Here is a 26,387-nt window from a genome sequence, read left to right as displayed (position 1 = left end):
ACTGTTTATCGCGAAAGGATGCTTTCTAAAGCAGCTTAGTAACGGAATTTCCTTATGAGGGTGTTTTCAAACTGCACTTTTTTTGACAACTCCATCCTCGTTTCACAAATAACATATAGATCATCGCCTACCGATACAAATTCAATGTTTGGAGTAATAAGGACTTTGGATTCCTCCACTCCCAATGCACGTCCTAGTGCAGCTGAGAGCTCACTCTTTAATAAAACCCTGTCTACTAAGACATCTCTCCAAAACATACACAACCCCCAGAATGGTTGATCATTCCAACTTACTATTTGCCCGTTAACGTAAATGTTAGGAGGTTGACCCTTCTCGTTTGTACATTTTACTGCTGCCAGTCTAAAACTTTATTTTCCCGGTCTAATACTTTATTTTTCAGTCTAATACATTTTTTTCTCTGGACAGCAGATATAAAAGCAGCTCCGTTAAATTTTATTGGCAACTTTGGCACCCACAACTTCCCGACTTTCTCTCATAATCAATGACATTACCCAGTCGGTCCCGTTCCAGATGACAGCATTCGAGCAGTTTTTCCCTTAATTTCTCACGTCCCCGCTGCACCCGAGATTTTGCACCGGAGATGGAGATCCCCAGTCTTTGCGCAAGTTCCTTTTGGGTAATCTGTTCGAACTCCGTCAGGATAATGGCCTCTCTGTACTTTTCGTCGAGATCCTGCACAATGCATCGTATCCAGCGGCTCACAACATGATTAAGGTTGCCATCCTGTTGCATTTCTTCTATAACGTCCCCAATACCATCGTCTGGAGTCTCCAGCTCTTGCTTCTTCGCATTCCGCCGGTAATAGTCCGTAATAGCATTACGTGTGATTTGAAACACCCAGCTCTGCAGCTTACCCTCGTCCTCTAGACGTTGGATGGATTGATGTATTTTCTGAAAAACATCCTGCAAGATGTCTTCCGCATCATATGCATTTCGAACGCGGCTTCGAATGAACTTAAGTAGTATCTCATGATATTCGGTCCATATGTCTTGAGTTGTCATCCGTTGAACCTCCAAAGAACGGCTTCAGAATCTTATAAATATGTTATTCGAAATAGTTGCGGTTGACAACTATTGTGTGATATAAATAAATCAGGTGATCAAAATGAAACAATTGCCGCAATATCTCGACGTGCGGGAAGTGCTCCAACAGATGGTTAGACGGTTTGGGCTGCTGCAAAAAGACGGCGCCCAATGCTGCGGGATATCCGTTGTACAAAGTCACATTATTTATGAACTGTACAAACGGCCAAATATCTCATTGAATGACCTGTCCGATATGCTGGCGATGGATACAAGCACGTTAAGCCGCCAGGTTCAGCAATTGGTCGAAGGCGGCTATCTAAGTCGCTTGCCTGATCCGAAGGATCGGAGATACGTTCTCCTCTCCTTAACCAATTCGGGCGAGGAACAGTATGTTCAAATTGCGGAAACGATGGAGACGTACATCCAGGACATTTTCTCTTATGTCCCGAGCGACAAGAAATCTCAGGTAATTGAAAGCCTACAAATTCTTAGCGAGGCAATGAGCCAAAGCCCGCACTGCTGTAAACCTCCTCTTTAAGAGGAGTTCCTTTTTGAACAATACTTGCAATAATCAATTATTGAATATACAAAAGGAGAGTTATTACATGAAAATGCACGTAGCGATCAATGTAAGAAATTTAGAGCCATCTCTCGCGTTTTACAGGATTTTGTTCAACTCCGAACCGACAAAGGTCAAAGAAAACTATGCAAAATTCGAACTCGACGATCCTGCGCTTCATTTTTCACTTAACGTTCGACCATTCGAAAGCAAAGGAGTACTAAACCACCTTGGGTTCCAGGTAAAGAGCACCGATGAGGTACTGGCTGCGAAAGAGCGTCTCCAACAAGCGGGTCTCGTATCTTTCGACGAGATGAATACGACCTGTTGCTATGCTGTGCAGGATAAGATCTGGGTGACTGACCCTGAGGGGAATCCATGGGAGGTGTTCTTCACCCATAAAGACAGCGAATTCGAGGCTGCCGAGGATCGAGCGATGCCGTCCGTTTGCTGCGCTCCCTCAACTCTGAAACCAACCATAAACAAGGTGTGGATAAAGGGGGTACATTCATGCTGCTGATGCCGCATTGTGCATGACCAACGAAACATGACGCCGACGGCCCCCGTTGTGCATAGTTCGAAATCGCGCTCGAGCTTATCCACCGACGAAAAGGAAGAACCAATATTATCCACAGTTGTCCACAGGGATATCAACAGCGTGTGTTTAACTTTTCGCACAACCGGGCTGGCCTTTTCAATAAATACCCACATATCCACAAACCCAGTCGTCCACAGGTTGATTCATGCCTGTAACGACGATGCGAAGCGCGTACTTCGCAAGGGGAAGGTACCATGACCTCGATTTCCTGTCCTTGCAGAGAGGAGCGCCCTTCGCTTTCGAGCGTCATGACCAGCGGAATAGGTACGGCAAGAAGGTCCCGGACGAAGCCGCCGGGACCTTCTCGATGCTTATGCGTCGGCTTTCGCCGTAGTCGGAACAGCCGCATCCGTATGCCGAACGCCGCCAAGCTGAAACAAGAAGATGCCCCCCGCGATCGCGAGCGCCCCGACCAGTCTTGTCGGCGTGATCGGTACCCGATCCAGTCCGAACCAGCCGAAGGCGTCCCACATCATGGCGAATCCGAGCTGCGACGTCATGGCGGTCAGGACCGCGGATGTCGGGCCGAGTCGCCGGAGCCCCTGCACCATGCAGACGACGACGCCGACGCCGATCAAGCCGCTGAACCAAAACCAAGTCTCCATCGGCTGCGGGCGCAGCAAATCGCCCCCTTCGAAAACGAGCCCTGCCGCGAGCGACGCGGCAAACCCGAGTCCGAGCACGAGCGTCGTCGTCGTCCATACGCTCGTATGGTCGTTCACTCGGTTGTTGAACAGGTTTTGCACGCCGACCAACGCTCCGGACAACGCCGCCCATAGAATACCTAGAATCATCGTTATCCTTCCTTCCCGAGAGAGCCGGCGAGTCGCTTCAGCCGCTCTGGATCCAACACTTGAATAGTAGACTTGTTCCTTTCGATCAACCCTTCGTCGCAAAGCTTCCTGATTACCCGGTTAAGGTGGCGGTAGCTCGTGCCGAGCAGGTTGGCCGTGTCCGGCACGTTCGCGACGGCGAGCCGACCGCGAAACCGCGCGTCCGTCTCGTCGCAGCATACCGACAGCAAGTAATTGGCAAATCGCGTTTCGACGGGGTACATCAGATTCAAGCTGCTGTGATTCGTCCTGTAATTGAGCTTCTTCACCATCATCTCCAACAGGAAGCGGAGCAGCGGCGCATGGTCCTCGCCGGACTCGCGCAGCGCCCGGTACGAGATGCCGATCATCGATACCTCGGTGACGGCTTCGACGTAATTGTGAATCGCGTCCCCGCCGATATACTCGAGATCGCCGATCACTTCGAGCGGCGTCCGGAAGGAAAGCACGAGCGTCTTTCCCTCCGGGGAGTTGTGGAACACTTTAATTTTCCCCTTCACCAACACGTAAAGCGTCGAAGCGGGCTCTCCTTGTACGCAAATGTTTTCCCCTTGCGCGAAGACGCATATCGCCGCATGCGAACGCAGCCGGTCCGGAAGCACTTGCTCCAAGCCGTGGAGCTGCGTATAAGCGTCCACCGCCTCCCGATGCTCGATCCTGTACATGACTCGGTATCCCCTTTACCCTTTCACGATCACGGCGCCGACCGCCATCAGCGCGATCCCGACCGCCTGCGGCCAGCGCATCCGGCGTTTGTTCGCGCCGAACCATCCGTTCGATTCCGCGAGATACGTCAACGCGAGCTGCGCGATCAAGACGAGCGATACGGCGAGCGTCATGCCGATTCGATGGATCGCCGTGACGTTCCCGAAAATAATGATCGCCGCGAAAGCGCCTCCCGCCAAATAGTAAGGCTTAACGCGCGCCAGCGCATGCATTCGCCGATCGCGCGCCAGCGTCAGCAGCAGCGCAGCCGCGACAAATCCGGTGAACTGCGTCAGCGTCGCCGCCTGCCACGTGCCGATCGCCGCGCCGATTCGCGCGTTCGCCACCCCTTGCAGCGCGATGAAGCCGCCGGCCAACACGCCGAACAACCAACCCATGAGCGTTCCCTCTTCCCTTCTTCCGATTCGCTTGCTCCTATCATAGGGAGGAAAGCGGCCGGCGGGAAAGGACATATGTCCCCAACTGATTCGATGCTTGCGGATCCATTGTATATTCCCGTTCGTTAGCCGACCCCGACTTGTCCTTCTCTCCGCGCTTCGCTTCGCCCCGCCTGCTGCAAATCATATCCGGTAGGGTTCTGGAAGACGCGAAGCCCGAACTCCGGCGCAACGGCGAAAATATGATCGAAAATATCGGCTTGAATCGTCTCGTACGACGCCCATACGGTCGTATTCGTGAACGCGTATATTTCAAGCGGCAGCCCGTACTCCCCCGGCGCCAGCTGCCTGACGAGCAACGTCATTTCCTGATGAATGTTCGGGTGCTGCTTCAGATAATGCAAAATGTACGCCCGGAATACGCCGATATTCGTCATCTGCCTGCCGTTCACCTTCACCGTCGTATCGATGCGGCGCTCGGCGTTGTACGCCTCGATGTCCCGCTGCCGCTCCGTCACATACTCCGTTAAGAAATGAATGCTTCGAAATCGTTCGATCATCTCCGGCGAACAAAACGCGATGCTGCTCGCGTCGATGTATATCGAACGCTTGATTCTGCGGCCGCCGGACGTCTGCATCCCTCTCCAGTTCCGGAACGAATCGGAAATGAGCGCATAACTCGGGATCATGGTGATCGTATGATCGAAATTCCGAACCTTGACCGTGTTCAGCGAGATGTCGATGACGTCCCCGTCCGCATGATACTTCGGCATCTCGATCCAGTCGCCGACGCGCACCATATCGTTGGAGGCGAGCTGCACGCCCGCGACCAACCCTAGAATCGAATCCTTGAAAATTAACATCAGCACGGCCGACAGCGCGCCCAGACCGCTCAGCAAAATAATCGGACTCTGCCCGATCAGCGTCGCGATGACCGCGACGGCGCCGACGAGGAAGATGAAAATTTTCACGACCTGAATATATCCCTTGATCGGCTTCAGCTTGGACACTTCGTACGTCCGATAAATATCGTCCGCGGCGTCCAGGCAAGCGTTCAGCACGACGATGCCGACGATCGTAAAGTAGCAAAACGCCGCTTTCGCGAGAAGCGCCTGATAACTCGGAAAGAGCGGCGAGAAATAGTAGATGATAAGGACGGGCACGATATGCGAGAGCTTCTGAAACACTTGCCGTTCCAACAGCATATCGTCCCACTTGAACCGGTTCCGCTTCACGAAGCGGGCCACGACGCCGTGCACGACCTTCTTCGCGATGAAGTTCGCGACGACGCTAAGCCCGGCGATGAGAACGACCATGATCCAACTCGATAACAATCCCGCCAGCTCCGTAGACGCGCCATACCGTACCAGTTGTTCCCTGATAAACTCCATTACAGCCTCCTTAGGAAAATAAGCCCAAGGACCGGGCGGAAGGCCCGGCTCTTGAGCTTTGGAATGATTACAACGTTTCCGTGGCGAGCGTAAACCCTTCGATCACGGCATCCTCGTCGACCTCGATCAGGATGCATCGCTTGCCGTGATAATTCACCTGTTTCACATACTTCAGATCTTGCGGACTGACCGATATCGTCGCTACCTTCGTATCGATCTTAATCGATTTGGACGTGAACTTCGGGATGACGCTGCTCGCTTTAAGCTCGTAGTTTTTGTCGTCGACGACCGTCTGGAACGCGCGTTCCACCTTCTCCGTCGTCAGATCCTCCACGCCGCTCGCCGTCAACAGCCGTTCCACGTCTTTATAGTCCAGCTTCGGCGGTTCTTCCTCCTGATTCGTCTCGATGACCTGGTGGATGCCCTCGTACACATGCGCCAACGTCGCCGCATCGAGCTGTTCTCCAGCCACTTCCTTCACGATTTCTTCGAAGATGACCCGCTCTTCCTGCGCCGTCACCGTCTTCTCGGCATTCAACACCTGATCGATGAAATGGTGATTCGGTTCGTTGGCTTTGCCCGAGCAGTACAGCACGCGATTCACGTCGGACGCGTTGTCCGTCACGCTTGGGTAGAAGAAGCCTTGCTCCGGCGCGCTTAGCTTAACGATCGGATCTACGATGACATTATACTTGAACTCCCGTTCGACATAATCGAACAGCAAGGTTTTCTTCTGTTGTTCCGTACTGTTGACGCTGCACAGAATGAACGGATGCGCGAACATCTCGTCCCGCTCGCTTCTCTCGGCTTCGTCGTTCCGCTCCCGGGTCGGCCGGAAGTATTCCCCGCGAACGAACGTGACGACCGTATCCCGTTCATACTTCGTATCCGCAAGCATCTTCTCCACCAACAGGAGCATCAGGTTTTGCCAGTCTTCCGTGTGACCGGTCACCAGCCCTTGATGGAGGAGCACTCGGGTCGGCTCCTCCGCATCCTCTTGAAATTTGACCTCGAACAGCTTCTGACCTAATTCCCCGGTCAACAGCTTTTTGAAATTGCCCATATACAGCTCTTGCTTTTCCCGGTCGACCAGAGCGAACGGCTGACACTCGTAATGATAAATTTCGCTGCTTTCCTTCATGATGTACACGTTCAGAATGTCGAAAACCTTGAGCAAGTCATGATCCAGCTTAAATTGCTTGCGAATGTGCGCGACTTCTTTTTTGTTCATGGTTCGTGAGACAGCTCCTAAGAAGTGATATGCCTTCCGCTTTTTAACACCTTACATATTTGCGTTTGAAACCGAGACTCCCTTTTTCCACCGCTTTGCGGATGCTTTCGGCAGCGTTCAGCGTCTTGACGTCTTTCTTGCCGCGCTTCATTTCGACCGGGCCGACGGCCTCGGCGGTCGCGACCGCCTTGTCATGTAGCGGCAAATAGGAGAGCGCTGCCGTGTAGAGGAAGTTGTTCATGGCGGATTTCGCCCGCTCGGGCGCATCGTGAATCGTCCGCTCCACCTCATCCAGCATGCCGGCAAGCTTGCTTTCGGAAAATTCGCGGTCCGGCCGGCTTCCCAGCAGCCAACAATAACAGCTCCAGCCCGCAGACATGCGCAGCTCTTCGCCGCTGGCGATCCACTGATCGGCTACGGCCTGCGCAATGTCGGCTTCCGCCAACGTGACCGCGACGACGTAATCGGAAAGCATGTAGAAATATGCTCCGTCCATCCAACGGTCGAAATCCGCTTCCGTCATCGCTTTCGGGTCCGCGATGACGCCCGCGAAGTACATGGCGTCGTAATTCCCCGTGGCGTAAAGCCGCTCCGCCAACGCTTGATCGATTTTGATTTTTTTCGCCATCGGCTTCATCGCGCCGGTGGCCACGCCGAAGAGCGGCTCGCGCGCGCCGTTGGATAAGTACATCTTCTTAAGGCGTTCCTTGCCGAGCGCCTCAAGCTCTTGCATGACCTCTTCTACATTCATTGCGTTACCCTTCCTCTTCTATTGGAGGTTCGTTTCGCTCGTCCATTCCTCCATTTTACATCATTCGCATAGGGAAATGGGCATCTTAATGATATACTGTCTTTTCATCATGTTAAACACGGGAGAGACGCGAGATGAACGACAACATTCGCTTTAAAGACACGGTAACGATCGGTTTCATGCTGTTCGCTTTATTTTTCGGCGCGGGCAATCTCGTCTTTCCGGCGATGTTAGGGCAGCAAGCCGGCGATCAGTACGGCTTCGCCAATCTAGGCTTCTTAATAACGGGGGTCGGACTTCCGATTCTCGGCACCTTGGCGTTCGGCTTCTCCGGCTCCAAGGACTTGCTTGACCTGACGAGCCGCGTCCATCCTTGGTTCGGGATCGGCTTCACAACGATGCTATACCTAACGATCGGGCCTTTGTTCGCCATGCCGAGAACCGGCAGCGTGTCCTATGAAATCGGATTGAAACCTTTTATCGGAGCTCAGCACGACCCGCTGCTTGCGGCGGCGTTTACGATTATATTTTTCGGGGTGACCCTTCTCTTCTCTTTACGCCCGGCGAAAATCATCGATATCGTAGGCAAAGGATTGACGCCTGCGCTCATCATCCTGATCGCCCTGTTGGCGTTCGCCGCCGTCGCCGCTCCCCTCGGACCGCCGCAGCAACCGTTAGGCGATTACAGCGCGCACGCTTTCTTCAACGGCTTTCAAGAGGGATACTTAACGATGGATACGCTCGCGGCCCTCGTCTTCGGCATTCTCGTCATCGACGCGATTCGAGCGAAGGGAGCCGTCCGTCGCCGCCATACGCTGCTCGTCTGCTTCCAGGCTTCGGCGATTTCGGCCGCGATTCTCGGCCTTATCTATACGGCGCTCGCGTTTATCGGCGCAGGCAGCGTCTCCGCTTTCGGTCGCCTGGGCAACGGCGGCGAAGTGCTGCAGCGAACGGCCGACTATTATTTCGGCACGTTCGGCGGCGCGGTGCTCGGCGTTATCGTGCTGCTCGCTTGTCTCACGACGAGCATCGGCCTCGCCACCTCGTGCAGCAGCTACTTTCATACCCTGTTTCCGAAAATGTCTTACCGACGCATCTGCGTGATCCTGACCGCGGCGAGCGCCCTGATCGCGAATGCGGGCTTGGAGAAGTTAATTTCGTTTTCCGTGCCTGTCTTAACGATCCTATACCCGCTGGCCATCGCGCTCATCCTCTTAACGTTCGCGCATGATCGGTTTCAAGGCAAACGAAGCGTATATGGATGGTGTTTGCTGTTGACGTTCATCGTCAGCCTGGTCAGCGGACTAGCCGGCACTCCCCTCCGGATCGAATGGCTTCACGTCTGGTTTACCCAGTCGCTGCCGCTGTATGATATCGGCTTAGGTTGGGTGCTTCCGGCTTGCGCCGGAGCGCTCCTTGGCTTGTTATGGCCCAAGACCCGACCGGCGGAATCGTAACGGGCCAACATGGAAATCCTGAAGGTATGAGACGCACCTGTGGAGGAATAACGGAATGACGCAGCCGCAGCCGCACGTAAAGCCGACCAACATCGAGTTAAGCAGCACGGAAATCGGCGGACTCTGGAGCATTTACATGCAGGAGAGCATGACCGTTTGTTTCCTTACGTATTTCATACACCATCTGCAGGACGGCGATATCCTGCCTATGGCGCAGAAGGCGCTGCACATTTCGCAACAACGGTTGGATCGGATCCGATCGATATTCTCGAAAGAAAACTTCCCGATCCCCGACGGCTTCACGGACAAGGACGTGAATTTGTCCGCTCCTCCGCTGTTCCATGACGCGTTCGCGCTCAGCTTTATCTACATGGCGAACCGAATGGGAATGATTAATTACGCGTTCACCTCCTCGAATAACGTAAGGTTAGACGTGCTGGACTTCTTTAACGAATGCCTGCATACCTCGACCGAGTTGTTCGGGCAAGCCGTGAAGCTGCAGCTGGAGAAAGGCCTCTACGATCGCCCGCCGAAAATGAATTATCCGAATCAAGTGGAATACGTTCGGAAAACAACATTTCTTGACGGGATTATGGGGGATAAACGTCCCTTAAACGCCATCGAGCTGTCGGAAATCTTCTTCAACATCGAAAGAAATTACTTCGCGGTTCTCGTGATGCTCGGATTCGCGCAGGTCATGCAGGACAAGGAGCTTCAGCGCCATATCCTTCGCGGAAAAAAAATAAGCGAGAAGCAGGTAGAGCTGTTTAACAAATTGTTAATGGACGAGGAATTGCTCGGTACGGTAACCGTAGGCATGGAAGTGACCGAATCGACGACCTCTCCCTTCTCGGATAAACTCATTATGGCGATGATCAATATCCTGAACGCGGTCGATATCGTACTCATCTCGCATGCCATGGCTTTATCCATGAGAGCCGACCTCATCGCGCATTACAGTAAAATCATCGGCGAGGTCATGCTGTACGCGAAAGACACCTTCGATATCGTCGTCGATCGGGGCTGGCTCGAGCAGCCCCCGCTCTCGACGGACCGTCAACAACTGCTGCGCTGATATCCGAATATTTCCGCAGCCCCCTGCATTTTCATAAGGAAATGCCGCTTCGGATTCGGTACAATGGGCTGATGAAATGTAAATCCTACTCTTAGAGAAGGTCTTTTCAAAACGAATAGGACGGTGAGAAAGTGAACCAAGCAGCAGTGTTGACCCTGCTGGCCTTGATCCTTTCCAACGCCCTTGTAGTGGCGAATAATGAACAATCTACAGGGTATGAGAATCCGGTTCAGCATCCAGTCTCGAGTGTTGAAGCGATTCGAACGGAAAGCGGTCAGGAGGCAGGGGCGTTAGAGTCGGCGGATAACCCGACGACGGCGAACGTCGCGGCCGGACCACCGAGCGTGTCGTCCGAACCATCGGACGTGTCGTCCGAAGAGGTCGAATTGCTTGCGCGAATCGTAAGCGCGGAAGCGAAAAACGAGCCGTATAAAGGGCAAGTGGCGGTTGCCGCGGTCGTCTTGAACCGTGTGGAAGAAGAAGGCTTCGGGGATTCGATCGAAGAGGTCATCTATTCCAAGGGGCAGTTCCAGCCGGTCAGCAACGGTACGATTCATAAAGAGCCGGTCGATTCGGCCTATCAGGCGGCCGAAGAAGCGCTGCACGGGAAAGACCCGACGAACGGCGCGATTTACTTCGCGAATATGGATATCGCCGACCATCACCCGAATCCGAAAGCGAAGAAGACGGTGAAAATCGGAGATCATACGTTTTATAAATAAAGCCGCTTCCCTCTTGCGAGAGGGGAAGCGGTTTTTGCGTTGGGTACCTATAAGCGTTCGTCGCTTACCTTCTGCCGTCGAAGGCGCCGCCGGCTCGCCATGCCTCGTGCCGCAGACTGCCGACGCCCGCGCCGGTCGGATAGCTCCCCGCGATCGCGGCCGCGACGAACGCCTTCGCCTCGCGGCACGCCGCTTCCGCCGCCGCTCCCCCGGCCAGCGCCGCGCAGACGGCGGACGACAGCGCGCAGCCGGTACCGTGCGTGTGCCGTCGAGCCAGCCGCGGGCCGCCCAGCAGCGCCGGGCGGCGGCCGCCGTCGCTTGCTGCGACGAGAATATCGAGACACTCGTCGCCCTCGGCGTGTCCGCCCTTCAGCAGAACGTGGCGGGAGCCGAACGACAGCAGCGCCTTCGCCGCGTCGACCCGCTCGTCCACCGTGCGGATGTCCCGTTCGGGCACCCCCAGCAGCGCCGCCGCCTCGGGAACGTTCGGCGTCGCCAGCTCCGCGAGCGGCAGCAGCAGCTCGGCCAGCGCTTCGAACGCTTCCCCCGCCATGAGACGGCGACCGTCCTTGGCCGTCCGTACCGGATCGACGACAAGCCGCTCCAAGCCGTACCGCCGAACCGCCGCCGCGGCCGCGGCGACCGACTCCGGCGTCGGCAGCATGCCCGTCTTGACGGCGTCCGCGCCGATATCCCCGAGCACGCTGTCGAGCTGCGCTTCGATCAGCTCCGGCGCCACCGGCGCGATGCGTTGGACGCCGAGGCTGTTCTGGGCGGTGATCGCCGTTACGACGCTCATGCCGTGCACCCCCAGCTCTTGGAACGTCTTCAGATCGCCTTGAATGCCTGCGCCGCCGCCCGAATCCGAGCCCGCGATCGTCAGCGCCCGCGGCGGGGCGGCGCGTCCGCCGCGCGAATCGGTCATAACGCGGCTCCTTCCCTGCACGCGTGCGTCCCGGCGCCGAACCGGTCCGGGCGGAAGGCGGACATGTCGGCATACGTCCCCCCGCCGCTTGCGCTTTCCTCGCCTCCGGACGCCTCTTCGTCGTCGAGCCAACGCCCGAACGCCGCCGCCGTCGCCGGGCTCAGCAGAATGCCGTTGCGGTAATGCCCGCAGGCCAGGTACATGCCGTCCCGGCCGGGGACGGCGCCGATCAAGGGGCGGCCGTCCAGCGTGGCGGGCCGCAGCCCTGCCCAGCTGCGGGACGGGGCCGCTCCCTGCAGGCCGGGGAGCAGCCGTTCCCCGGCGCGCGCGAGCCGCCCGATGCCGCCCGGCGTTACCGACCGGTCGAAGCCCGCCTCGTCCTCGGACGCGCCGCAGACGAGGGAACCGTCCGGCTTCGGCACCCAATACGCGAGCGGGCTGAAGACGATATGCCGGAGCTCGACGGGGCGCGGGGCGTACGCGCAAATCTGCCCCCGGATCGGATGCACGGGAAGACGCAGTCCGATCCTCGGCTCGAGCTCCTCGCTCCAGGAGCCGAGGCAGCAGCATAGCCGGTCGCCGGCGAACGTCCCGGCGTTCGCGAATTCGACCCGAACGCCGCCTCCCGATTCGCCGGCCCGCTCCAGCGTCAGCAGGCGGCCGGCCGACGGGACGAGCCGCCCCCCTCGGCGCAGCACCGCTTCGGCAAGCGCCTGCACGAGGAGCGGCGCCTGCACATGCGCCTCCTCCGGGCAATAGAGCGCCCCCGCCTGCCCGGGTGCCAACGCCGGCTCCAGCCGGGGCAACGCTTCCGCTTCCACCCACTCGAGCCGGGCGCCTTGGTCCGTCTGCCAACGCAAGCGGCCTAACAGCGGCAGCCGATCGGCTTCCCGGCGAGCGACATGCAGGCTGCCCGAACGGACGAAGCCGACGCGCCGGCGCGACGTCTCCTCGATGTCTTGCACCCACGCCGGATACGACGCGAAGCTGCGGCGACAGAGCTGGAAGAACGCGTCCGGCGCCTCGCCGTTCTCCGAATACGGCGCCAGCATGCCGGCGGCGGCGCTCGACGCTTGGCCGCCGATCGGACCGGCGTCGATCACGATCGCGCGCCAGCCCCGCCCGAGCGCCTCGTAGGCGCACGCCAGCCCGACGATGCCGCCGCCGAGCACGACGACCGTGCGGCCGCTCATCCGGCGCCCCCTCCGGGCGCGGCGGGGAACAGCCCGCCGTCCGCCGCGCTGCTGGCCGATGCGTACGGCTTCCGCGGGATGCGCCCCGCGCGCCTCGACAGCAGCCCCGCTTCGACGCCGAGCCGCATCGCCTCGGCCATCGCCACCGGGTCGCGAGCCAACGCGACGGGCGTATTCACGAGGATGCCGTCCGCTCCGAGCTCCATCGCCTGCGCCGCGTCCGCCGCCGAGCCTAAGCCGGCGTCGACAATGACCGGGACGGGGCATTCTTCCGCGATCCAGCTTAGATGGTACGGATTCAGAATGCCCAGCCCCGTCCCGATCGGGGAGCCGCCGGGCATGACGGCGGCCGCCCCCGCTTCCGCGAGCCGCGCGCACAGCATCGGATCGTCCGACGTATACGGCAGCACCGTAAACCCTTCCCGAACGAGCCGCTCCGTCGCCTTCAGCGTCTCGACCGGGTCGGGCAGCAGCAGCCGCGGATGAACGCTGATCTCGACCTTGACCCAGCTGCCGAGTCCGGCCTCGCGGGCGAGCCGCGCGAGGCGCACCGCTTCGTCCGCCGTCGACGATCCCGACGTATTCGGCAAATACACGAAGTCCTTGTCCTCCGTCAGCCGCAAGGTCGGATCGTCCTCCCGCGGCGCCTCCAGATCGACCCGCCGGACGGCGAAGGTGAGGACATGCGCCCCCGACGCTTCGAGCGCCCGCCGCAGCACGGCCGGACTCGGGTACCGCCCCGTCCCGAGAAACAGCCGCGACCGCAGCGTTACGCCGCCGATCGTGAACGGCGCGTTCCCGTTCGCTTCCTTCATCCCGGTCACCCTCCCCCGACGAAATGCACGAATTCGATCCGATCGCCGTCCCGGATCGCGACCTGCGCCCAGTCCGCGCGCGGCACCGCCTCGCCGTTCCGCTCCGCCATGACGCGCATGGAGTCGAGCCCGAGCGACTCGGCCAGCGCTCGCAGCGTGACGGACCGCACCGCGACGTCTCGGCCGTTCACGGTCACCCGCACGCCCTCCGCCTCCGGCTCCCCGCCGGCGTCCCGCGCCTCCCACTCGGCGATATGCCGCTTCAACGCCCGGCATACGCCCGCCGGATCGGCGCTGCCGACGACGGCGGAGACGGCGCACAGCCGCCGCGCGCCCGCGGCCAACACGTCGTCCGCCGTCTCGGGCGAGATGCCGCCGATCGCGAAGAACGGAATCCGAATCCGCGCGGCCGCTTCGGCCACGTACGACGTCGTCACGGGCGGACGGCCCGGCTTCGTCGGGGTCGGGTAGACCGGGCCTACGCCGATATAGTCCGCGCCCGCCCGTTCCGCCTCCAACGCCTGAGCAAGGTTGTGCGTCGAGATGCCGATCAGCAGGCGGCTCCCCGCCAGACGCCGGGCTTCGCCGATCGCCAGATCGTCCTGCCCGAGATGGACCCCGTCCGCCTCGGCCTCGAGCGCTACCTCCAGATCGTCGTTGACGACGAATAGCGCGCCTAAGCGGCGAGTCAGCGCCCGCAGCGCCTTCGCCTTGGCGAGCAGCGCCGCGCGGTTCGACGTCTTATCCCGAAGCTGCACGATGTCCGCGCCGCCCCGGATCGCCGCCTCCATCACCTCGAGTTGCTCCCGGCCCGGATGATACGCTTCCCCCGTAATGACATACAGCTTGCAATCGACGAGCCGCTTCAACGGACCCTCTCCTCCTTCTCGTCCATGGTTTCTTCCGACACGTATTTCAGGCAGATCGTCCAGGCGTCCGCGGGCTCGGTCGCGCCGCGCACGAGGACGCGGCCGTCCGCGAAGATCGCGAGCGACGCGCCCTCGGGCGTCCGCGCCCGGACGAGGTACCGGTTGGCGGCCGCGATCGCGCAGCCCCGGCGGATCAGCCGCTCCTTCAGCCGCTCCGCCTCCCGATCCGTCTCGACGGTCCGGCCGGTAGCGACCTGGATCGTATCCCGCCCGCACAGGACGACCGTGTCCGGCGGCGCCGCGGCGAAGCGACTTCCCGGCGGCTCTTCGCCGGCCCCCCGGTCCGGGGCGCAGAAGGGGCAGTCGGTCCGGGCCGCCGGAAGACGCGTCTCCTTCAATGCGAACCGCCATACATCCGCCGTAATCCACGTTCGCCGCAGCGCCTCCCGGTTGCCCGTCAGCCACTTCAGCGCCTCCACGGCCTGCAGCGCCGCCGCGACGTCCGCCGCCGGACCGATAATGCCCGCCGTATCGCAATTCGCCGTCGGCGCGGCGTCCGCCTCGCCGCCGATGAGGCAGCGAAGGCAGGCCGTCTCGCCGGGAACGAGCAGCGCGGCGCTCGCGGACGAGCCCGTCGCCCCGCCGTACGCGAACGGGATGCCGCGGCGGAAGCAGGCGTCGCTGAGCAGCAGGCGGGTTTCCACATTGTCCGTCCCGTCCAGCACGAGGTCGACGCCTGCCGTCAGCTCGGAAGCGTTCGCCGCCGATAGGTCGGTTACCCGCGGCTCCACGCTCGCCGCGCCGTTGATCGCGCGCAGCCGGGCGGCGGCGGCGAGCGCCTTCGGCGCGGAGGACGCGGCGTCGGCCTCGTCGTACAGCGATTGGCGGTGCAAGTTGTCCGGCTCCACGAAGTCGCGGTCGACGAGCCGCAGCCGGCCGACGCCCGCACGGGCCATCTGCTGCGCGAGCGAGGAGCCGAGCGCTCCGACGCCCGCGACGAGGACGGTCGACGCCTCCAGCTTCCGCTGCCCGCTCTCGCCGATCGGGGCGAAGCGCATCTGCCGGTCGTACCGCGACAGCTCGACCTCGACAGCCGCGCCCGCGCTACCCATAGAGACGGCCCCCTCCCGCTTTGAACTGCTCCGAACGCTCCCGCATGCCCGCTTCGACCGCTTCCGCCGGATCGAGCCCCTGCTCCGCGGCATAGGCCCGAATATCGTGCGTGATGCGCATGCTGCAAAACTTCGGTCCGCACATCGAGCAGAAATGGGCCGACTTGGCCGCGTCCGCCGGCAGCGTCTCGTCGTGATACGCCATCGCTCGCTCCGGGTCGAGCGACAGATGGAATTGATCGCGCCAGCGGAACTCGAACCGCGCTTTGGACAAGGCGTCGTCCCGCTGCTTGGCGCGCGGATGCCCCTTCGCCAGATCGGCCGCGTGGGCCGCGATTTTGTAAGCGATAACGCCGTCCTTCACGTCCTCCTTATTCGGCAGGCCCAGATGCTCCTTCGGCGTCACGTAGCACAGCATCGCCGTGCCGAACCAGCCGATCATCGCCGCCCCGATCGCGGACGTAATGTGATCGTAGCCGGGCGCGATATCGGTCGTCAGCGGCCCGAGCGTATAGAAGGGCGCCTCCTTGCACACCTCCATTTGACGGTCGACGTTCTCCTTAATCAGGTGCATCGGCACATGGCCCGGACCTTCGATCATGACCTGGACGTCGTGCTTCCAGGCGATGTCGGTCAGCTCGCCGAGCGTCTCCAGCTCCGCGAACTGCGCCTCGTCGTTCGCGTCCGCGATCGAGCCGGGGCGCAGCCCGTCGCCGAGCGAGAACGCGACGTCGTACGCCTTCATGATTTCGCAGATGTCCTCGAAGTGCGTGTACAAGAAATTTTCCCGATGATGCGCGAGGCACCACGCCGCCATGATCGAGCCGCCGCGCGACACGATGCCCGTCACCCGCTTCGCCGTCATCGGTATGTAGCGGAGCCGCACGCCTGCGTGAATCGTGAAATAATCGACGCCTTGCTCGGCCTGCTCGATGAGCGTGTCGCGGAAAATCTCCCACGTCAATGCCTCCGCGCGGCCGCCGACCTTCTCGAGCGCCTGATAGATCGGCACCGTGCCGACCGGCACCGGACTGTTGCGAATGATCCACTCCCGCGTCGTATGGATGTTCTTGCCCGTCGACAAATCCATGATCGTATCCGCGCCCCAGCGCGTCGCCCACGTCATCTTCTCGACCTCCTCCTCGATCGAAGAAGCGACGGCGGAGTTGCCGATGTTGGCGTTGATCTTCACGTGGAACCGGCGGCCGATAATCATCGGCTCGCTCTCCGGATGGTTGACGTTCGCCGGGATGACCGCGCGCCCCGCCGCCACCTCGTCCCGCACGAATTCGGGCGTCATCCCTTCGCGGACGGCGATGAACGCCATCTCCGGCGTCACGATGCCCCGCCTCGCATAGTGAAGCTGCGTCACGTTGCGGCCCGGAAGCGCTCTGCGCGGTTCGCGCCGCAGCCCCGGGAAGACGGCTTCGCCCCGCTCTCGCGCCGAAGCCTCGCTCGCATAGCCGTCGTCCAGCGGCTTCGCCTCGCGGCCCGGATACGGCTCCGTGTCCGCGCGCGCGGCGATCCACTCCGCCCGCAGCGGCGGCAAGCCTCGCCGAATGTCCGCCTCGTAGCGTTCATCCGTATACGGTCCGCTCGCGTCGTAGACGAGCAGCGGCGCGTTCGGCGATGCGGAACCGTCCGCCGCGCGGCTGTCCGCGAGCGCGATCTCCCGCATCGGCACCCGAAGGCCGCCCTCGCCCTCGACGTACACCTTGCGGCTCCCCGGCAACGGCGTCGTCAATATCCCCATAACAAAAAACCTCCTCGAGTCATTCGTACGAATTCCCCTAGGAGGCCCAAGCCGATATCGAAAATAGGATTCCAATCGCGCGAAGCCGTCCCGTCCGCGCGGCTCGATTTCCGACGAACGGAAAAAAAGCCGCCCCGTACGGAGCGGCCAACGGTTGTGTTTGCGCTGCAGGAGGCTTCGCGGACCTCACAGGGACGTTCCCCCGGAGCCCGTCGCACGCCTCCGCTCGCGTCGACGGCAGGCATCAGCCCGCACGTACGCCCCGGCAGCAGCTAGTTCACGCGCATTGGTCCACTTTCCTACGCTGGCATGACCCAGATCAGGTTCAAAGGGACCAAGGCATCGCCTTATCTCAGCCCTCGCGGGCGCCCCTAGTGGAATTCTAGGATCTACTGTACACGCGTAGGAAGAAAGTGTCAACCGTTTCATTCTGTTCCGAAAGACCGCATTGGCTCCTGCGCGAGGTTATCCGTCGTTCTCTTCCTCGTAGACGAGCGGTCCGCCGCCGCTCGCGACGACGTCGCCGGCGCGCTTCCCGTCGCCCAGCCATGCGCCTTGTTCGACGAGCAGCCGCTGCAGCCGCTTCACTTCGACGCCGCGGAAATCCCGCCCCTCCGCGGCGGCCATCGCCGCCGCCGTGCCGGCCGCCTGCCCCATGGCGAAGCAGTTCGGCATGACGCGCAGCGAGCCTTGCACCGGACGATCGGAGGAGACGGACCGTCCCGCGACGATCAGGTTCGACTTGCCCTGCGGCAGCATGCAGCGGTACGGCACCCCATGCGACTCGCCCTTCGGCAGATGCTTGATCGCCATCGCGCTCTGCGCGTTCGCCAGATGAATGTCGATGAAGTACGCGTTGCGGGCGATATCGTCCTCGAAGGTGCGCATCGAGAGGAAGTCGTCGACGACCAGCGTATAATCCCCGACGATGCGCCGCGTCTCCCGAATGCCGATCTGATCGCCGGAGTGCACGAGATGCGCGTTCTCGAAGCCGGGCACGTACTTGCGGAGGAATCGCATTTGCATCTCGATGAGCCGCCGCCCTTCGACGGCCGCGCGCGTCAAATCCTCGGCCTTCGTGCCGTCGATGCCGAACACATGCCCGAAGTTGAAGCCGGCGACCGAGTTCGACAGCCACGCGAGGCCCGAGATGCGCTTGCGTCCCTCCGGCAGGTCGCCGTTGCGCTGCGCCTCCTGCACCGTGTCCGGCATCTGGTTGCCCTGTCCCGTCTCCGCCAAGAAGCGGTCGTATCTCGCTTTATCGACGTTGCAGACGAGATAACACATCGTGCCGGGCTGCAGCTCGCCCGATTCGCCGCCGATGTGGAACGGCACGCCGGAGAGCGCCGCGAGATCCGCGTCGCCGCTCGCGTCGATGTACAGCTTCGCCTGCACGACGGAGCGACCCGACTTGTTGCCGACGACGATGCCGGAGATCGACCGGCCGTCGTCCGCGAGCAGCACTTGATCGACGAAGCTGTGGAACAGCAGATCCGCTCCGCTCTCCAGCACGGCGTCGTCATACACGCGCTTCAAGATTTCGACGTCGATCGGAACCCAATCGAGCCGATCTCGATGCATGCGGAGATAGTCTTCGCCCGATGCCGCCTTCATGCGTTCCATCAGGTCGAGGCCGATGCCGCGAACGACCGGCTTCTCGCCGTCCGTGAACGGGCAGAACGCCGGCACCAAAGCGGAGGTGCCCATGCCGCCCAAGTATCCGCGCTGCTCGAGGAGGAGCGTCTTCGCCCCGTTGCGCGCGGCCGCGATCGCCGCCGCCACCCCCGAGGCGCCGCCTCCGACGACGACGACGTCCGGCGCGTACGAGACCGGCAGCCGATGCTCCGGGATCGATACCGTTAAGCCGTTAGCTTCCATGCGCGTTCTTCCTCTCTTGGGATATGCCGCCGACGGGCAGCGATGCGACGCGCCCGCCGGCTCGGCTCCTTATTTCGATGCGTACCAGTCGTTGATTTCCTTGGCCGTCGCTTCTCCGCCGGAGGCGTTGAACTTCTGCTGGAACGCTTCGAGACCGTCCAGCGTCTCGCTGCCGACGATGATCTTCACGGCGAACTCCGACACCAGCGCGCCCAACGTCTGATTGTTTCTCGCGAATTCCGGCAAGTACGGAGCCGTCGACAGCACGTCCGGCGCTTTCAACGCATCGTCCAACAGCGGATTGATCGATTCCCACGCCGCGAACAGCCGCGGATCCTTCCGCACCCTCGCTTGCCAATACGTCGCGTAGTTGTTCTCGTCGACGCCCGTCAAGTAGTTGTTCGCTTGGTTCCGTTCGTCGTTGAAGATCGGCAGAATCGGGCTGTACGCGCCGTTTTCGAACGTATAATGCGTCCCCTCGTCTCCGATGGCGATCCGCTTGAACGTCTCCGTCTCCAGCTTCGCGTTGATGAATTTGATCGTCTCGGCCGCGTTCTTCGCCGACTTCGGAATGAACGTAATGCGATCCAATCCCCCGCCGTTGCTCGCGAGCGCCGCCTGGCCGTCCGGCCCCTTCAGCGGCGGCACGAAGACGATCTTCGCGTTCGGATCGTTCTTCTGCAGCGCGTCGGAGACGGCGGGAACGTCCGCCCAGTGCAGCGGAATGACGCCCGTCCGGCCGCTCGAGAACTTCTCTTTCATCGTCGCGTCTTTGTTGACGGCGAACTCCTTTTCCAACAGCCCTTCCGCGAACAGTTCGTTCATGTAGGTCAAATAGGCGGGAAAGCCCCGGTCCATCGGCTGCGGGACGAGCGCGCCGTCCTTCGGGTTCCAGCCGTTCGCGATGCCGAAGGCGCCGACCAAATTCGTCACCATCGGGGCGTCCCCGTTGATCGTCATCGGAATGTTCTGATCGCCGTTGCCGCCGGGATCCTTCTCCTTGAACGCCGCCAGCACGCTCTTGAATTCATCGATCGTCGTCGGCATCGGAAGGCCCAGCAGATCCAGCCAATCCTGGCGAATCGCGAGGCTCGCCCCCACGAACTCGACCGACGGGAACGGAATCGCGTAGATGTTCCCGTCGACCGTCACCATGTCCCAAGACCTCTGAGATAACGACGCCTTGATGTTCGGCCCGTGCTCCTCGAGGAGCGGACCGAGGTCGACGAGCGCGCCGCGCTTCGCGTAGTCGGAATAAAGCGCTTTCCAACTGGAGCCGCCGACGGTGAAGATGTAGTCGTACGCCTCCCCCGAAGCCATGATCAAGTTCAGCTTATCCTCCGACTTGTCTTGCGGAAGCATGTCGTATTGAACCTTGTAGCCCGTCTCTTCTTCGATCACCTTCGCGACCGGATACGTATTGTAATCGTCCTTCATCCAGTGGTGAAGCGCCTTCAACGCCGGCTTGGCGGCTTCCTTCGTCTCTTCCTTCGTCCCCGCCTGAGGCGCGGCCGCGCCCTGACTTCCTGCGTCCCCGCCCGACGTTTGGCTGCAGGCCGCCGCCAGCGTCAGGACCGCCGTCATCGCCAGAACCCCCGTCTTTTTCCGCCGCAATCGATTCATATTTCGTTACCTCCCTAAATTGACGATCCATGGTCTGCCTTGCATCTATATCATTAACCCGCCGGGTACCTCGGCGGAATTAATGCGCTGCCATAAGGTTCCCTGCCCCTACCCCTTCACCGAACCGATCAGAACGCCTTTGATAAAGTACTTCTGCAAATACGGATAGACGAGCAGGATCGGAACCGTCGACGCGATGACGGTCGCCGCTCGGATGCCTTCCGGCGTCAGGTTCATCAATTCGTCCAACGTCTTCTCGACCCCGCCTTGCGTCGTGTCGGCTTCCATGACGATATCGCGCAAGTACAGCTGCAGCGGCCTGAGGCTGGGGTTATTGATGTACAGCATCGGATGGAAGAAGTCGTTCCAAAAATACACCGCGTAAAACAGCGAGATCGTGGCGAGCACCGGTCCGCTGAGCGGCAGCACGATGAAGAATAACACCCGAAGATTGCCCGCGCCCTCGAGCTTCGCCGCTTCCTCCAGACTTTCCGGCAAGCTTTCGTAGTAGCTCTTGATGACGAGCATATTGAAGACGCTGATCATCGCCGGCAGGATGAGCGACCACAGATTGTTCATCAGGCCCAGCTCCCGGATCAGCAAGTAATTCGGAATGATGCCGCCGCTGAACAGCATCGTGAAGACGAACAACACGAGAATCGCGCCGGTGCCCGGCAGATGACGCTTCGACAGCGGATAGGCGGTTACAGCGGTCAACAGAATGGACAGCAGCGTGCCGACGCCGGCCAGAAAGACGGAGATGCCGAGCGCCTTGAGGAACGATTCGGACGTGACGACGTACTTCATCGTGTCCAATTGGAAGTCGATCGGCCAGAGGCCGACCTTGCCCGAGACGACCGCCCACTCGGCGCTGAACGCCTTCGAGAACACGTTGGCGAAGGGCAGCAGCGTGGCGAGCGCGGCGATCGTTAACGAGGCGTAGATGAACGTATCCAACGCGGCGTCTCCTGCGGATTTTCTTCTCATATGCGCATGCCCCCCTTTACCAGATGCTGCGATGCAGAAATTTTCTGGACAGCCAGTTGCCGGTGACGACGAGCAGGAAGCCGATGACGGAATTGAACAAGCCGACGGCCGTGCTGAAGCTGTAATCCATCTTGCCGAGGCCGATGCGGTAGACGTACGTTCCGATTACGTCGCCGGTCTCGTAGACGACCGCGTTGTAGAGCGTCAGGATTTGCTCCGTGCCCGCATCCAACAAATAACCGATCCGGAGGATGAACACGAGCACGATCGTCGCCATGATGCCCGGGAGCGTAATGTACCACATCTGCTGCAGCCGGCTCGCGCCGTCGATCGCCGCCGCTTCGTACTGCTCCTGATCGATGCCCGCGATCGCCGCGATGAAGATGATGGCGTTCCAACCCGACTCCTTCCAGCCTGCGGTAAATACGACCACGCTGCGGAACCAATCGTTGTCGAGCAGGAACGAGATCGGCTGGCCCCCGAACGCCTCGATCGCCCGATTCACGAGTCCGCTCGAAGGGGACAGAATGTTGATGAACAACCCGGCGATAATGACCCACGACAGGAAATGCGGCAAGTAAATGATCGTCTGCACGGAACGCTTAAACCACATTTTCGAAACCTCGTTCAAGAACAACGCGATCGCGATCGGAATCGGGAATAAAATCGCGATCTTATAGAAGCTGATCAACAGCGTGTTCCGGAACACCTGCGCGAACTCCTCCGACTGCGTCAGCTTGACGAACTGCTCGCCGCCGACCCACTCGCTGCCCGAGATCCCGTCGAAAATGTTAAAATTTTGGAACGCGATCAGAATGCCGTACATCGGGACGTATTTAAAGATCAGCAAGAACAACAGGCCGGGCAGCAGCAGCGCATACATGTCCAAGTTGTTGCGGACGAGCCTCCATGCCTCGGCCCTCCTTCGCGCGGCGATGCCGGTTCGCTTCGCGGCCTTCGTCGTCGTACCCAGTTCCATCTTCCCCGCTCCTCTCGATCTCTCTAGCTGGCATCCTCATTATAAGAGAGGGTACGAATCGATCGGTAGAAGGCAATCCTTCAATTTCTGGTGGAATCCCACAAATTCTCGGAGATCGCCTTCAAGCGAACCGTAACCGTCGTTCCCTCGTTCGGACGCGACCGTATCGACAAGCCGTAGTCCGGTCCGGCGAACAGCTTGATCCGCTCGTTCACGTTGTACAATCCGTAAGAGCTGCCCCCCTCGTCCGGCTTCGACTCTCGGGTCGGCTCGACGAGCAGCCGCCGTGCGCGCTCTTCGTCCATGCCGATGCCGTCGTCCTCGACCTCGAGCGTCAGCGCGTCCCCTTCCTTGCGCGCGCGGATGCGAATGACGCCGGACTTCGCCTTCGACTTGCGGATCCCGTGCAGCAGCGCGTTCTCCACGATCGGCTGCAGCGTTAGCTTCGGAATGTAGTACTTCGCGGCTTCCTCGGCCAGCTCGATCTCGTATTCGAAGCTGGAGGGGAACCTCGTCTTTTGCAAATCCAAATACACCTCTGCGAGCTGCAGCTCGTCGGCCACGCTCGTCAGATCCCGCCCCTTGTTTAAGCTCAAGCGGAAATACTTCGCGAGGCCGTCGATCATCTGGCTGATGTCGGTCGCGTTCCGCCCGATGGCGATCCAGTTGATCGTATCGAGCGTGTTATACAAGAAATGCGGGTTGATCTGCGCCTGGAGCGCCTTCAGCTCCGCCTCCCGCCGCTGCACCTCCGCGCGGTACGTTTGCTCCATCAACGACTTCACCCGGTAAATCAGGCGATCCACGCTTCGTTCGAGCAGCACGAAGTCGCCGCCCGAGGCGGTCGCCTCGTCGATCCGCTCCACGCCCTCCTTCCGAATCGTCGAGATGACCAGCTGCAGCCGCCGGTTCATGCTCCGAATCATCAGCGCGAGCAGAAGAAACATTAACGCAAGGAACAGCGCCGATATGCCTAGAATCGTAACGAAGCTCGACGTTCTTCCCTGCTCCAGCGCCCGCTTGGCGATCGCCGAAGCAGGAATCTCGGCGACGAGGCGCCAATCGGTGCCTTCGACGCGCGTCGAGATCGAGTACGTCTCGCCGCTCTTCGTCAGTCCGTCCGCCGCGGGCGACCCGGCCGTTCCGACGAGCGTTCGGTCCCGGTGCCAGACGATCCTGCCGTCTCCGTCCGCGAGGTACAGCTTGGAATCGCCCGGAAGCTCCAGAGGGGTTAATATCTCGGAAAACGTCCGCTCCGCCACGTCCAGCATCAAAATGCCATAGATCGTATCGTAGCGCTTAGGGTCTCGAATGATTCTTGCGTTCGTGAACAGCAAGGCCGCCCCGTTGTCGATGAACGTCTCTTCGTACAGCCCGCTCCATACGATCTTCCCGTTCCCCTCCACGATCTTCGGGTACCAGGGATCGGACTGCAATTGTTCGATAGGGAAGAAGTTGACCCTCTCGCTCGCGATGACCTTCTTCCCGTCCACGAAAAAACGGACGCGATACACGTCCGTGTTCGCCTGCGTCTGCTCGACCAGGCTTCGCAAATCTTTCACGTTGTCGAGCAGCCGCCCTTCGGAGGGATCCTCTCCCGCTTGCTCCAAGTATTCGGCCAGATTCGGGTTCATCAACAAGGCGTTGGAAGCGTCCTCGATATGGCGGATTCGGTAAGAGAGGTTGATCCCGGCCTGCGCCAGCGTCTGCAGGGCGGATCGGGACAGCTCTTCCTCCAAGACGGAAGCCGACCGTTGGTAATAGCTGTACAACAGTACCGACGCCGGGGCGACGATCGCGAGCACGTACAACAGAAGCCACTTGCGCAAGGAATTCAGCACGCGGGGCACCACCTTCAGTAAAGTTGATCTCGATACGCCTTCGGCGTCAGCCCGGTCATCTTCTTGAACAGCTTCGTGAAATAACTCGGATCCGCGTACCCGACCGCGAAGCATACGTCGTAAAATTTATACTTCGGATCGCGGAGCAGCTCCTTCGCCTTCTCGATCCGAACCGCCGTCAACGCTTCGTTGATCGTCCGGCCGGTTTCCTGCTTATATAACAAGCTGACGTACGTCGGGGACAAATACACCTCTTTCCCGACGTCCGCGACGGACAAGTTTTCCGCATATCGCGCCGCGAGCACCGCCTGCACCCGCTCGACCAGATTGCTCGACCGGTTGTCTCTGCGCTCCCGGATGGCGGCGCACACGCTCGATATGTATTGTTCCAATGCCATCCGAAGGTCCTCGATCGTCTCCTTCTTCGTTAGCGACTCCCAGACGCGCGGCGCTCCCGCCGCCTGTCCGATCCCGAATTCGAGCAGCAGCTGATCGGCGAGCAGCGCGATCTGCAAGCTCACGTTCCGGCCGTAGGCGAAGCCGCTCGCGCGGTGTTCCGTCAACCGATCGAACAGCGCGTTCATCTCGTCGCGCAGCGCCTCCGCGTCGCCGGCCCGCAGCAGCGTCGTCAGCCTCTCGATCTGGGCGTGGTCGATTCGCTCCTCGCGGCCCTCCGCCGTTTCCACGCTCAGGCTGTCCATCGTAATGATCCGATTTTTGCCCAAATACCACTTCCGGCTCGCCGCTTCCCGCGCCTGCGCGTACGAATCGCACACCTTCGACAGCCCCCTCGTTCGACTGCCGACTCCGATCGTCGCGCCGATCTTCAGCCACCGCTCCAGATTGTCGCGAATGTCCCCCGCGAGCGTCAGCAGCCGCTCCTCCGGGTCGTCCTCGCCGCTCCAGCGCAGCAGCCCTGCGATCTCGCCGACGCCCGATTCGAACGCATACCCGCCCGCGCAGCGGTCGATCAGCTCCTGCGCGATGTTCGTCGCCGCGTAGACGAGCAGCTGCAGATCGCGTTCCGATCTGGCGTCCTTCAGCTCGGCGTAATTGTCGAGGCTGAGGACGATCACCTCGTACTCGGCATCCAGCGGCAGCTGCAATTCAAGGAACCGGATGCGTTCCTCCGCGCCGGAGCGCAGCGCCGCCCGCCCCTGCAGCGTCGAGAGCAGGAACCTCTCCCGCAGCAGCGGCATGCTCTCCCGCAGCTTCTCCTGCATGTCCCGGGCGAGCAGCCGCTCCCGGTCCCGATTCGCCAGCTCCGCCGCCACCCGTTCGATGACCGTGCGCAGCTCCTGCAAATTCACCGGCTTGAAAATATAATCGACCGCGTTCACCTGCAACGCGGACTTCAAATAATCGGCATCGTCGTGCCCGCTGACGAACACGATCTTCGTCTCCGGGTACTTCTCCCGCAGCACGCGCGACAGCTCGATACCGCTCATATTCGGCATGCGCACGTCGGTTAACACGAGGTCCGGACGGACGCGCTCGGCCGCTTCCAGCGCCGCGTCGCCGTCGTCGGCTTCCTCCGCCGCTTCGATCCCGTATTCCGCCCAATCGAAATAATGCCGAAGGCCGTACCGGACCGTCGGCTCGTCGTCTACGATCAACAGCTTATACATGAGGCTTCCCGCTCCCC

24 protein-coding genes and 1 riboswitch are annotated in these 26,387 nt (G+C 60.5%); of the genes, 5 read left to right on the top strand and 19 right to left on the bottom strand.

What is annotated here, in order from left to right; genetic code table 11:
- Positions 1-453 precede the first annotated feature (453 nt).
- Complete coding sequence (sigZ, locus tag FE782_RS13605) at positions 454-1,023, bottom strand: RNA polymerase sigma factor SigZ (protein WP_138194649.1); 570 nt, start codon at positions 1,021-1,023, stop codon at positions 454-456.
- A 103-nt stretch (positions 1,024-1,126) separates the two neighbouring features.
- Between sigZ and FE782_RS13600 the strand changes: the two genes are divergently transcribed.
- A complete protein-coding gene (locus FE782_RS13600; protein WP_138194648.1) occupies positions 1,127-1,585 on the top strand; it encodes a MarR family winged helix-turn-helix transcriptional regulator in 459 nt (152 codons plus the stop codon).
- A 67-nt stretch (positions 1,586-1,652) separates the two neighbouring features.
- Positions 1,653-2,126: an ArsI/CadI family heavy metal resistance metalloenzyme gene (locus FE782_RS13595; RefSeq protein WP_138194645.1), complete on the top strand. Its 474-nt coding sequence runs from the start codon at positions 1,653-1,655 to the stop codon at positions 2,124-2,126.
- A 389-nt stretch (positions 2,127-2,515) separates the two neighbouring features.
- On the opposite strand, the gene FE782_RS13590 is transcribed toward FE782_RS13595, so the two are convergent.
- From FE782_RS13590 to FE782_RS13565, 6 genes are all read right to left on the bottom strand, one after another.
- Complete coding sequence (locus FE782_RS13590; RefSeq protein ID WP_138194644.1) at positions 2,516-2,998, bottom strand: DMT family transporter; 483 nt, start codon at positions 2,996-2,998, stop codon at positions 2,516-2,518.
- A 2-nt stretch (positions 2,999-3,000) separates the two neighbouring features.
- Positions 3,001-3,702, bottom strand: a complete 702-nt coding sequence (locus FE782_RS13585) for a Crp/Fnr family transcriptional regulator (protein ID WP_138194642.1) — start codon at positions 3,700-3,702, stop codon at positions 3,001-3,003.
- A 15-nt stretch (positions 3,703-3,717) separates the two neighbouring features.
- Positions 3,718-4,140 (bottom strand): DMT family transporter, encoded by a 423-nt coding sequence (locus FE782_RS13580; RefSeq protein ID WP_238392480.1) that lies wholly within the window; start codon positions 4,138-4,140, stop codon positions 3,718-3,720.
- Positions 4,141-4,265: 125 nt separating this feature from the next.
- The gene (locus tag FE782_RS13575) at positions 4,266-5,531 is read right to left on the bottom strand and encodes a mechanosensitive ion channel family protein (RefSeq protein ID WP_138194638.1); all 1,266 of its coding nucleotides are present in this window, start codon (positions 5,529-5,531) and stop codon (positions 4,266-4,268) included.
- A gap of 67 nt (positions 5,532-5,598) precedes the next feature.
- Positions 5,599-6,762 (bottom strand): DUF4317 domain-containing protein, encoded by a 1,164-nt coding sequence (locus FE782_RS13570; protein WP_138194637.1) that lies wholly within the window; start codon positions 6,760-6,762, stop codon positions 5,599-5,601.
- Between the two features lie 43 nt (positions 6,763-6,805).
- Positions 6,806-7,513 carry a DNA alkylation repair protein gene (locus FE782_RS13565; RefSeq protein WP_138194635.1) on the bottom strand — a complete coding sequence of 236 codons (708 nt, stop codon included), beginning with the start codon at positions 7,511-7,513 and terminating at the stop codon, positions 6,806-6,808.
- Positions 7,514-7,647: 134 nt separating this feature from the next.
- On the opposite strand from FE782_RS13565, the gene brnQ reads away from it, so the two are divergent.
- From brnQ to FE782_RS13550, 3 genes are all read left to right on the top strand, one after another.
- Positions 7,648-8,970: a branched-chain amino acid transport system II carrier protein gene (gene brnQ / locus FE782_RS13560; RefSeq protein WP_138194634.1), complete on the top strand. Its 1,323-nt coding sequence runs from the start codon at positions 7,648-7,650 to the stop codon at positions 8,968-8,970.
- A gap of 55 nt (positions 8,971-9,025) precedes the next feature.
- Positions 9,026-10,045: a DUF3231 family protein gene (locus FE782_RS13555; RefSeq protein ID WP_138194632.1), complete on the top strand. Its 1,020-nt coding sequence runs from the start codon at positions 9,026-9,028 to the stop codon at positions 10,043-10,045.
- Positions 10,046-10,176: 131 nt separating this feature from the next.
- Positions 10,177-10,767 (top strand): cell wall hydrolase, encoded by a 591-nt coding sequence (locus tag FE782_RS13550; RefSeq protein WP_138194630.1) that lies wholly within the window; start codon positions 10,177-10,179, stop codon positions 10,765-10,767.
- A gap of 64 nt (positions 10,768-10,831) precedes the next feature.
- Here the strand turns inward: FE782_RS13550 and thiD are convergent, their stop codons facing one another.
- The 12 genes from thiD to FE782_RS13490 form a co-directional block, all read right to left on the bottom strand.
- Entirely contained in the window at positions 10,832-11,692 is an 861-nt protein-coding gene (gene thiD, locus FE782_RS13545; protein WP_138194628.1) for a bifunctional hydroxymethylpyrimidine kinase/phosphomethylpyrimidine kinase, read from the bottom strand.
- Entirely contained in the window at positions 11,689-12,885 is a 1,197-nt protein-coding gene (thiO, locus tag FE782_RS13540) for a glycine oxidase ThiO (RefSeq protein ID WP_138194626.1), read from the bottom strand. Before thiO ends, thiD begins: the two co-directional genes overlap by 4 nt.
- A complete protein-coding gene (locus FE782_RS13535; protein ID WP_138194625.1) occupies positions 12,882-13,700 on the bottom strand; it encodes a thiazole synthase in 819 nt (272 codons plus the stop codon). Before FE782_RS13535 ends, thiO begins: the two co-directional genes overlap by 4 nt.
- 5 nt (positions 13,701-13,705) lie before the next feature.
- The gene (gene thiE / locus FE782_RS13530) at positions 13,706-14,569 is read right to left on the bottom strand and encodes a thiamine phosphate synthase (protein WP_338016890.1); all 864 of its coding nucleotides are present in this window, start codon (positions 14,567-14,569) and stop codon (positions 13,706-13,708) included.
- Positions 14,566-15,681, bottom strand: coding sequence for a ThiF family adenylyltransferase (locus FE782_RS13525; protein WP_138194624.1), 1,116 nt, complete (start codon positions 15,679-15,681; stop codon positions 14,566-14,568). The genes thiE and FE782_RS13525 overlap by 4 nt, the downstream gene beginning before the upstream one ends.
- On the bottom strand, positions 15,674-17,434 hold the full coding sequence (gene thiC / locus FE782_RS13520; RefSeq protein WP_138194623.1) for a phosphomethylpyrimidine synthase ThiC: 1,761 nt from the start codon (positions 17,432-17,434) through the stop codon (positions 15,674-15,676). The genes FE782_RS13525 and thiC overlap by 8 nt, the downstream gene beginning before the upstream one ends.
- Positions 17,435-17,713: 279 nt before the next feature.
- A riboswitch (TPP riboswitch) is annotated at positions 17,714-17,817 on the bottom strand.
- An 82-nt stretch (positions 17,818-17,899) separates the two neighbouring features.
- A complete protein-coding gene (locus FE782_RS13515) occupies positions 17,900-19,312 on the bottom strand; it encodes an FAD-dependent oxidoreductase (RefSeq protein ID WP_138194622.1) in 1,413 nt (470 codons plus the stop codon).
- Between the two features lie 69 nt (positions 19,313-19,381).
- Positions 19,382-20,935, bottom strand: coding sequence for an extracellular solute-binding protein (locus tag FE782_RS13510; protein WP_138194621.1), 1,554 nt, complete (start codon positions 20,933-20,935; stop codon positions 19,382-19,384).
- 108 nt (positions 20,936-21,043) lie between these two features.
- Positions 21,044-21,922, bottom strand: coding sequence for a carbohydrate ABC transporter permease (locus FE782_RS13505; RefSeq protein WP_138194620.1), 879 nt, complete (start codon positions 21,920-21,922; stop codon positions 21,044-21,046).
- Positions 21,923-21,938: 16 nt separating this feature from the next.
- On the bottom strand, positions 21,939-22,901 hold the full coding sequence (locus tag FE782_RS13500; protein WP_138194619.1) for an ABC transporter permease: 963 nt from the start codon (positions 22,899-22,901) through the stop codon (positions 21,939-21,941).
- Positions 22,902-22,981: 80 nt separating this feature from the next.
- Positions 22,982-24,742 carry a cache domain-containing sensor histidine kinase gene (locus FE782_RS13495; protein ID WP_158299390.1) on the bottom strand — a complete coding sequence of 587 codons (1,761 nt, stop codon included), beginning with the start codon at positions 24,740-24,742 and terminating at the stop codon, positions 22,982-22,984.
- A gap of 14 nt (positions 24,743-24,756) precedes the next feature.
- A complete protein-coding gene (locus FE782_RS13490; protein WP_138194617.1) occupies positions 24,757-26,370 on the bottom strand; it encodes a response regulator transcription factor in 1,614 nt (537 codons plus the stop codon).
- Between the last annotated feature and the right edge of the window lie 17 nt (positions 26,371-26,387).

It is taken from the genome of Paenibacillus antri (assembly GCF_005765165.1).
Lineage (GTDB): Bacteria > Bacillota > Bacilli > Paenibacillales > YIM-B00363 > Paenibacillus_AE > Paenibacillus_AE antri.
The sequence above is the reverse complement of the archived record's forward strand: the minus strand, read 5'-3'. Positions and strand labels throughout refer to the sequence as shown.